The sequence below is a fragment of the Candidatus Desulfofervidus auxilii genome (genome assembly GCF_001577525.1).
Classification (GTDB): Bacteria; Desulfobacterota; Desulfofervidia; order Desulfofervidales; family Desulfofervidaceae; genus Desulfofervidus; species Desulfofervidus auxilii.
Genome location: NZ_CP013015.1, coordinates 1,096,789 through 1,105,011, shown reverse-complemented (window position 1 = coordinate 1,105,011; position 8,223 = coordinate 1,096,789). Strand labels below are relative to the sequence as shown.

Annotated in this window: 8 protein-coding genes and 2 pseudogenes; 5 read left to right on the top strand and 5 right to left on the bottom strand. The window is 36.9% G+C overall.

Going from position 1 to position 8,223, the window contains the following annotated elements:
* The 3 genes from HS1_RS13375 to HS1_RS05670 form a co-directional block, all read right to left on the bottom strand.
* Nucleotides 1-597 (bottom strand): IS110 family transposase (locus HS1_RS13375; RefSeq protein ID WP_172793628.1); only part of this gene is annotated, 597 nt, incomplete at its 3' end.
* Between the two features lie 448 nt (nt 598-1,045).
* The gene (locus HS1_RS05675; protein ID WP_066062154.1) at nt 1,046-2,452 is read right to left on the bottom strand and encodes a tetratricopeptide repeat protein; all 1,407 of its coding nucleotides are present in this window, start codon (nt 2,450-2,452) and stop codon (nt 1,046-1,048) included.
* Nucleotides 2,449-3,729 (bottom strand): B12-binding domain-containing radical SAM protein, encoded by a 1,281-nt coding sequence (locus HS1_RS05670; protein WP_066062151.1) that lies wholly within the window; start codon nt 3,727-3,729, stop codon nt 2,449-2,451. Before HS1_RS05670 ends, HS1_RS05675 begins: the two co-directional genes overlap by 4 nt.
* An 81-nt stretch (nt 3,730-3,810) precedes the next feature.
* Between HS1_RS05670 and HS1_RS05665 the strand changes: the two genes are divergently transcribed.
* From HS1_RS05665 to HS1_RS05645, 5 genes are all read left to right on the top strand, one after another.
* Entirely contained in the window at nt 3,811-4,467 is a 657-nt protein-coding gene (locus HS1_RS05665; RefSeq protein WP_066066464.1) for a YggS family pyridoxal phosphate-dependent enzyme, read from the top strand.
* On the top strand, nt 4,467-4,757 hold the full coding sequence (locus tag HS1_RS05660; RefSeq protein ID WP_066062148.1) for a DUF362 domain-containing protein: 291 nt from the start codon (nt 4,467-4,469) through the stop codon (nt 4,755-4,757). The genes HS1_RS05665 and HS1_RS05660 overlap by 1 nt, the downstream gene beginning before the upstream one ends.
* Nucleotides 4,758-4,764: 7 nt before the next feature.
* Complete coding sequence (locus tag HS1_RS05655; protein WP_066062145.1) at nt 4,765-5,790, top strand: putative manganese transporter; 1,026 nt, start codon at nt 4,765-4,767, stop codon at nt 5,788-5,790.
* A gap of 93 nt (nt 5,791-5,883) precedes the next feature.
* A complete protein-coding gene (locus tag HS1_RS05650) occupies nt 5,884-6,699 on the top strand; it encodes a phosphate ABC transporter substrate-binding protein (protein WP_066062142.1) in 816 nt (271 codons plus the stop codon).
* Between the two features lie 16 nt (nt 6,700-6,715).
* Entirely contained in the window at nt 6,716-7,108 is a 393-nt protein-coding gene (locus HS1_RS05645; protein WP_066062138.1) for a CBS domain-containing protein, read from the top strand.
* 548 nt (nt 7,109-7,656) lie between these two features.
* On the opposite strand, the pseudogene HS1_RS13975 reads toward HS1_RS05645, so the two are convergent.
* Nucleotides 7,657-7,971 (bottom strand): annotated as a pseudogene (locus tag HS1_RS13975) (transposase); the annotation flags it as partial.
* A gap of 1 nt (nt 7,972) precedes the next feature.
* Nucleotides 7,973-8,205: pseudogene (locus HS1_RS13970) on the bottom strand (hypothetical protein); the annotation flags it as partial.
* Nucleotides 8,206-8,223: the final 18 nt, after the last annotated feature.

Genomic DNA, 8,223 nt, shown 5'->3' with positions numbered 1-8,223 from the left:
CTTATATCTCGAAAAATCAGGATACCTTACCAGAAGCCTCAACATCTTCTTGCTGTCTGTATCACCAATCTCTAATATCTCAGGAGATACTTCTAATAGCCTTTTTCGAAGCCTGTTTTGCAACCTTATCTTCTCATCTATCAGGGTTTGTTGATGCCGAGACAGAATCTTTAACTTTTCATTGATTTTTGTTGCCTTCTCTACCGCAATGAATGCCTTTTCATTTTCAGCGTCTAAATAATCTCTTAATTTCAGCATTTTTGCTAACATTTTTGCGTCCCTTTTATCGTTACGCCATTCTGCCCCAAATACATTCCGAAATTGTTTTAATTTTAAATTATCTACATTGTATAAGGTGAATCCGCTCTCTATAAGTATCCGATCAAATGGTGCTCCGTATCCATTCTTTCCTTCAATTGCAAATGATATTATCCCACCTTCTCTTTTCTCAATCTCTCTAAATTCTCTAACTGCCTTATAAAATTCACTGAATTTGTGTGCTATCTTCTGGTCATACAAAATCTGTTCTTCATCATCCATGATAATTATGTGATGATTATCACTGCCAATATCGATTCCTCCAGATAACCTTTTCACGCCTCACCCTCCTTTATGTTTGATATTTTATGGCTCTGCCAATACCTTTATCCCGTCTATAATAGCCACTTAAAGGCACCTTTCCATTAGACAGGGTATTGGCAGGAGAACATCCGGCAATTCAAACCGAGTCACAATAATTCAACATTATTGACTGACCCCGTTAGCCACAAATGTTCCCCTAGCCATTTATCATTTATATCACATAAAGAAGGCTTCTTAATTTCATTCCCTATTTTTTACTCTCACTTTTAATTATAGACCCCAATTCCACTACATTTGACTATTTCATTCCATCACTATTTCACTACTCACTGATTTAATGTTTTGGCATTTAGACATTTGGATTTCATTTGGCATTTGGATTTTTTAGACCATATTTAAACGTTTGTTCTTTTTGTTAAATTACTTATGGCCTGACTTTGACGTAGCCCTGGGTATTGTTTCCTTACCTGGCAAGCTCTTCTAATGCTTTTTGGGCAAAATCTAAAGAAGGGTCTAACGATAACGCCTTTTGGCAGTAAAACTTGGCCTGCTCTTTTTTACCTAAAGCCTTTAAGCACAAGCCTAAATTGGCATAATCGATGGCAGAATCAGGGGCCAGATTAATTGCCTTTTGAAAACACTCCGATGCCTCTTGGTAATCCTTCTCCTTAAAATAACAAATTCCCATCAAATTGTGTATTTCTCTCACTTCTGGAGCTACTTTTACTAATTCCTGAAGCAAGATTATGGCTTTTTCAAACCTCTGTAATTCTCTATAAGTAGTAGCTAAATAAAGGGCGATAGAGAGTTTATCTTCTAAAGGTGGATTTAAAGACAGTGCCTTTTCTAAGGCATCTTGTGCCTTTAAATATTCCCTTTGTTGGAAATAGGAAAATCCAAGGTAAAAATAGGCATTGTAATTCCAAATATTGGCCTTTTTTAAGTAATCAATAGCCAAGGCATATTCACCCAAATTGGCCTTACATAGACCAAGATAGAGATATACATCACCATGTTCTTCTTCTGGACTAAATTCTAGGGCTTTAAAAAAGTGGCTTAAGGCCAACTCTAATTTCTGCAAGCCAAAATAGCTAAGACCAAAACGAAAATGGAGGTTGCTCAATTCACTCTTACTAACCAAAGGGGTGTTTTCCAAAGTAGAAATGAGTTGATATTTACATTGAGGACATAATTCCTTTATTGATTGCCGCTCATATGCATTTTTTAACAAATTACCTGAAACAATATGATTTTGGTAAGCAGCAAGGCAGGAAAAGAAATTTCCCTTTTCATCTATAATAAGGGTTGAAGTGCAAGGATTCAATATGTCTTCATTTTGTTCCCGCATCTTTTCTAAAAGCACAGAAAGCAATTCCTGGTAACCCAATGAAAGCAGATGGTCTTTGTGTGAAGCCAAAAATATCCTTTCTATTTTCTCAGAGGCCAAACTATAATGTTCTTCTCTTATCAATACCCCAGGAGGCATAAATTTTTGCTCTAAAAATCCCAAAAACTCTGCACTCTCTGGAAAAGGTGGGAAGCAAAGAACAGGAAAAATGATTAACCTGGGAGTGACTTGATAGGTATAACCTTCTAGATTAAAGGGGTTTACCAACTCTGAGAACATAAGATAAAATGGTCTTAATTCTGCATCAAAGGGATGCACCAAATTTAAATGGACTTTACAAAAGGGATATTTTTGTAAGAAATTCTTGAGCAATTTGGCAAATTCAAAAACATAAGAAAAACAGGATTTAAAATCCTCTATAAACAGATAAATTTCGCTAAAAATACTTAGTTGAGGGAAAAGGGAAGAAAATTTTTCTAAAGGGATTTCTGAATTTGGTTTTAAATAGAGCTTTTGAATCATGACACCACTCGCTTACCTTTATCCAAAGAATACCTTCTCCAAAGGGCTCTAATGGTTTCTATTTCTTTAACACTCATAGTTTCTGTTTCATATCTATCCCCAATAGAGAGATAAAGAGGTCTTTTTTCTGGAAAGGGTTTAATCCCATAGGCCTTATAATTTTGGGTGAGAGGAGAACCAAAATAAAGCTGCATTTGTTGGGCGTTGGAATTACCCTGAATCTTTATGCCATGTGAACGGACAAATTCTAATGTCTTTAAAGCATCTGAAAGGGTTTCTCCAGGAAGGCCATACAGAGAAAAAACCTCTATTTCTACCTCATACTTTTGAGCCAAAGAGATGGCCTTTTCTAGCTGAGAAAGAGAAGTCTTCTTTTTAATAGTCTTTAATACCTTTTCTGAGGCAGATTCCAGACCATAGGCAATAGTGTGCACCCCTGCTCTTTTCATCTTTTTTATCATTTCCTCATTGACCAAATCTACCCTGGTTTCTAACCACATCTTTATAGGAAGTTCATGGCGAATTATTTCTTCTAGTAATTGATGCACCCTGTCAGCCCGAAAGGAAAAATTGGGGTCAGCAAACCAGAATTGGTTTTTCCCCTTCTTAACCACATACTTTATTTCTTCTATCACCCGTTCAATAGAATGAAATCTTATCTTATGTTTAAAGGCTTGAGGGGTGTAACAAAAAATGCAGTTATATGGACATCCTCTAGAAGCAAGCATAATCACCTCTTCTACTGGCGTATAATCAAAAAGCCCCATTAAATGGGGAGAGGGATATTCATCTAAATCTTCATATCCATCAATAGGCTCTCCATCTATAAACTCATCCTCCTGGCGATAAGTAGCGCCCTTAATACCGTTAAAGGGATTTCCTCCAGCAATGGCTTGGGCAATACTTAAGAGGGTAAACTCTCCCTCATTCCGACAGAGATAATCTATCATAGGCATCTCTCTTAAGGCCTCTTTTGGCATAAATGTAATCTGAGGGCCACCCAAGGCAATTTTTATTTCTTTATTCAACCCTTTGATAAAACGGGCCAGCCCTAATACAAATAAAATATTTCTTTGATAAGTGCTAAAACCCACTAATTGGGGATTAAATGTTTTTATTATATCAGTTAGTTCTTTTATAGAATAATCACCCTGGTCAGAAATACAAATAATTTTAGTTTTAAAACCATTTTTTTCTAAAAAAGCGGCAATATACCCCAAAGAAATGGGGATTGTGGGTGGAGAGAAGGGATTTACCTCTATTAAAAGCACATGCATAACAAATTTTTAGCCTTTTGGGAAAATAAGTCAATGCTTTCTGCCCTTGACAAGTATGTTATAATCCATCAGAGGACATTTATGATTGCAGAAAATGTGAAGAAAATTTTAAGGGAATTACCACCAGGGGTGGAGTTAGAGGCAGCAGCCAAGGGACATACCCCAGAGGAAATAGAAGAAGCTATCAGAGCAGGTATAAAAATTATTGGTGAAAATTATCTCCAAGAGGCCTCAGAGGCAAAAGAAAAAATAAGCCTTCCTGCTAAATGGCATTTTATAGGTCATCTCCAAAAAAATAAGGTCAAAAAGGTGGTCCAAATATTTGATATGATTGAAACTATAGATAGTTATGATTTGGCTATAGAAGTGAATAAAAGGGCCAAAAACATAGGAAAGATAATGCCTGTGCTTATAGAAATTAATAGCGGAAAAGAGCCACAAAAGGCAGGCATCATGCCAGAAGAAACGATAGATTTAATTAAAAAAATTGGACCATTGAAAAATATTAAAATATTGGGTTTGATGACCATGGGACCCTGGTTGGACAATCCAGAGGAGTTAAGGCCTTATTTTGCCTTAACCAGAAGGCTTTTTGAGGAAATAACTGCCCTAAATATCCCCAATGTAGAAATGCGATATCTTTCCATGGGTATGAGTGATTCTTATCACATTGCTATTGAAGAAGGAGCCAATCTAATCCGCATTGGCACTAAAATTTTTGGTCCAAGAAAAAGATAATGTTTGGTTGGAGAAGAAAAAGAGGAAGAATGGGAAGAGGGCGGGGTTGGAGGAGAGCTCGAAGGATAACTTATTTAGGACCTCAGCCCATCCCTAGACGTCGATTCCCTAAACAGCTTCCTATAGTTAATGAGGAAAAATGTATTGGTTGTGGTGAATGTGCCAAAAATTGTCCAGCAGGAGCTATAACTATAGTGAACAAAAAGGCCCACATTGACCCAACATTATGTCTAAGATGTGGTCTCTGTGTAAGAATATGTCCTAAAGGGGCTTTAATTCTTTTACCCTGAAATTATCATGTGGAATGAAGTCTTTAGAGAATCTCTAACAATTACTTATTTTGTCTTTATCATCATGGTAATTGTGGATTTTGTGGATGTTATTTCTCAGCAAAAAGCAACCAGTGTTCTTAAAGGTAGTCGTTGGCGTCAGTATCTTTTGGCTTCTTTTTTAGGAGCCACTCCGGGTTGTCTGGGTGCCTTTATGATAGTTAGCCTCTATATCCATGGTCATATCTCTTTAGGTGCAATTGTGGGCTGTATGATAGCTACTTCAGGGGATGAAGCATTTGTAATGTTAGCTAAGATACCACAGACTGCCATCTGGCTGACCATCATTCTCTTTCTCCTAGGCATCTTTGCTGCCTGGATAGCTGATTCACTCTTAAATATATTTCACATTGTCCCTAGCATAAGCTGCTGTCCAGTGCAAACATTCCATCCTGAAGAAAACAAATTCATGTTTACTTATAACAACCTTAAAACTAACTTCACTCCTGTTTCTTTTCACCGCTTTTTACTTCTGTTATTAATTACCTCTGCCCTGTTTTTATTTCTCACTGCTAAGATCGGCCCCCCTCATTGGAATTGGGTGCGGGTTACCTTTGCTATTCTTTTGTTTATTAGTTTAGGTATTGCTATCTTTGCCTCTGAACACTATCTGGAAGTGCATCTATGGCAACATATTATCCAAAAACACCTTTGGCGCATTTTTCTATGGACATTTTTGGCCCTGGTCTTAATCAAATTTGGCCTTACCCATTGGCATCTAGCAGCCTTCATTAAGACCCATCTCTCTTGGGTCCTCATTTTATCTGCCCTTATTGGCATCATTCCTGAATCTGGCCCACATTTTGTTTTTGTGTTTCTTTATGCCCAAGGTTTTATCCCTTTTTCTGTGCTCCTTACCTCATCTATTGTTCAAGATGGACATGGGATGTTACCTATGCTTTCCGCCAGCCTCAAAGACAGTTTCTGGATAAAGCTGTTTAACTTCTCTCTGGGACTCTTTATAGGTGGAATACTTTATCTTTTGGGCTACTAATATTTTGCAACAAATTCTTAACATAAATATCATCATTTTGTAACAAATTGTTGTTATGAGTTGGAATAAAATTTTAAAGGAGAGGAGAAAAAGATGAAAAAACTTTGGGTCATTGTTTTTAGTTTAATTTTACTCTTTGCTCAAAATAGTCTTGCAGGTAAAATAGTGATAAAAGGCTCTACCACGGTATTACCCATTGTGCAGGCAATAGGTGAGGTTTTTGGAAAACAACATCCAGAAATAAAGATTTCTATTTCTGGCGGTGGTTCGGGAAACGGAATTAAGGCATTAATAGATGGCACTTGCAATATTGCCACCTCTTCTAGATTTATCAAAGAGAAAGAAGTAAAGATGGCTATTGATGAAGGCATTTATCCTGTCCCACATAAAATTGTCTTAGATGGAATAGTGCCTATAGTTCACCCATCAAATCCTATAGAAGACCTTACTTTGAATCAGTTAAGAAATATCTATATAGGCAAGACCAGAAATTGGAAAGAAGTAGGAGGGTTTGATCACAGTATTGTTGTAGTATCTAGAGATACTAGCTCTGGCACTTATGAAGTATGGGAAGAAAAAGTCATGCACAAAAAAAGGGTAACCCCACGGGCCTTGTTACAGACCTCTAATGGAACAGTGCTTCAAACAGTCGCCCATAACAAATGGGCTATTGGTTATGTTGGCATTGGTTATTTAAATAAACAAGTAAAGGCAATTAAAATAAATGGAGTGATTGCTACAAAAGACACAGTTAGGATAGGGAAATTCCCAATAACCCGGCCTTTATTTATATTTACCAATGGCTGGCCTAAAGGTGAAATAAATAGTTTTATTAATTTTGTCCTGTCCCCCATTGGACAAAAGATTGTAGAAAAATCAGGCTATGTGGCTATTTATCCAATAAAATAGCCAAATGAGGCTAAAGATGAAAAAAATCCAAGAAATTATGGTGAGGGAAATTGAGGAAATTTCACCAAATGCTAAGGTCTCCGAGGCCATTGCTTTGATGCTTAAAGAAGGTATTCGAAGTCTAGTAGTAACACCAGAGACGGGAGAAGATGTCTATGGAATTGTTACTGTGAGAAATGTGGTTTTTAAGGTCTTGGCCAAAGGACTAGAGCCTAAAAATATAGAAGTAAGAGAAATTGCCACTAAGCCTTTGGTTTGTATTGATGCTCATTATGATGTTAGTCATGCTGTTCGCCTTATGGCAAACCTAAATCTTGCTAGATTGGTTGTTACTGAGCTTGGAAAGATTGTTGGAATAGTAACACTTATGGACATTTTAAGAAGTTCACAGGGCGAAAAAATCTGTTAGATATAAATGCCCTGAAAGTTTAGACCAAAATCATTGCGTTTTCAGTTATTCCCAAGTTAGGCGCACCTGTCTGCCGACAGGCAGGATGGCTCAATGCAGAATGCAAATTGAAAAATGCAAAATCGCCTTCTGTTAAATTGGAACGTTAGCACGTTAGCACGATGAGACGTGCTTAGTCCTTAGTCCCTAGTCCTTAGTCTCTAGTCAATTCTAGTCTTCTTTTTGATTGAGGCATTACAAAGTTGCAAGTTGGAAAGTTGGCAAGTTTACACGTTTGCACGTTAGAACGTTGGCACGTTGGAATTGGGAAATGGGAACTGGGAATTTCTATTTTCTATTTTCTGTTTCCTATTTTCTGTTTCCCGTTTCCCTTTCCTTCTTTATGCACGTTAGAACGTTGGAAATGGGAATTGGAAATTGGGAAATGGGAATTGGGAATTTCTGTTTTCTATTTTCTATTTTCTGTTTCCCGTTTTCTATTTTCTTAACTGTATTTTGTAGGTTTGAACTTTCCATTTAAAAAGTCAAGTAAAAAATGGAAATATTTTTTAAGCAGCCTTCTCCATTTCCTCCTTTAAGATATAGTCTCGATCTTCTTTTAACATCTTAAAAATAACTTTTATCAATTGTCTAGCAAGGCAGCGCAAGGCATGGTTATGCTCTTTCCCTTCAGTCCGTTTTTTAGCATAGTAAGTAGCGGATTCTGAAACATACCGAATTGTGCAGCCCGCAATTTCAATCATAGTTGCTTTACATATCTTATTAGCCTTATATACAACTCTTGTCCTTTTGTGTTTACCAGACTCATCATCTATACAGGCTACACCACAATAGATCGCAAGTTGCCTCTCGTTTTTAAATCTNTTGATATCTCCAATTTCTCCGACCAATCTGCTTGAAAGCTTTGTTCCTACTCCTGAGATACTTTTTAAACGCTTAACCTCAGAACTCTTTTCTCCTAGCTTTTCCAGCTTCTTATCCAACATCTCAATCTCCTCTTTTAGTTCTAAAATACGCCGAGAATGAGATGATATAATCGTTTTGTATATATCTGCCAGTTCTTCGACGTATTTTGTGTTGCGAAGACTTTCTAACATTAAAGAGGCCTGTTTTTT

What these genes read in the sequence shown, in the direction of transcription:
- HS1_RS05675 (WP_066062154.1), bottom strand. Translation starts at nt 2,452, where the DNA reads ATGATTCAAAAGCTCTATTTAAAACCAAATTCAGAAATCCCTTTAGAA.
- HS1_RS05670 (WP_066062151.1), bottom strand. Translation starts at nt 3,729, where the DNA reads ATGCATGTGCTTTTAATAGAGGTAAATCCCTTCTCTCCACCCACAATC.
- HS1_RS05665 (WP_066066464.1), top strand. Translation starts at nt 3,811, where the DNA reads ATGATTGCAGAAAATGTGAAGAAAATTTTAAGGGAATTACCACCAGGG.
- HS1_RS05660 (WP_066062148.1), top strand. Translation starts at nt 4,467, where the DNA reads ATGTTTGGTTGGAGAAGAAAAAGAGGAAGAATGGGAAGAGGGCGGGGT.
- HS1_RS05655 (WP_066062145.1), top strand. Translation starts at nt 4,765, where the DNA reads ATGTGGAATGAAGTCTTTAGAGAATCTCTAACAATTACTTATTTTGTC.
- HS1_RS05650 (WP_066062142.1), top strand. Translation starts at nt 5,884, where the DNA reads ATGAAAAAACTTTGGGTCATTGTTTTTAGTTTAATTTTACTCTTTGCT.
- HS1_RS05645 (WP_066062138.1), top strand. Translation starts at nt 6,716, where the DNA reads ATGAAAAAAATCCAAGAAATTATGGTGAGGGAAATTGAGGAAATTTCA.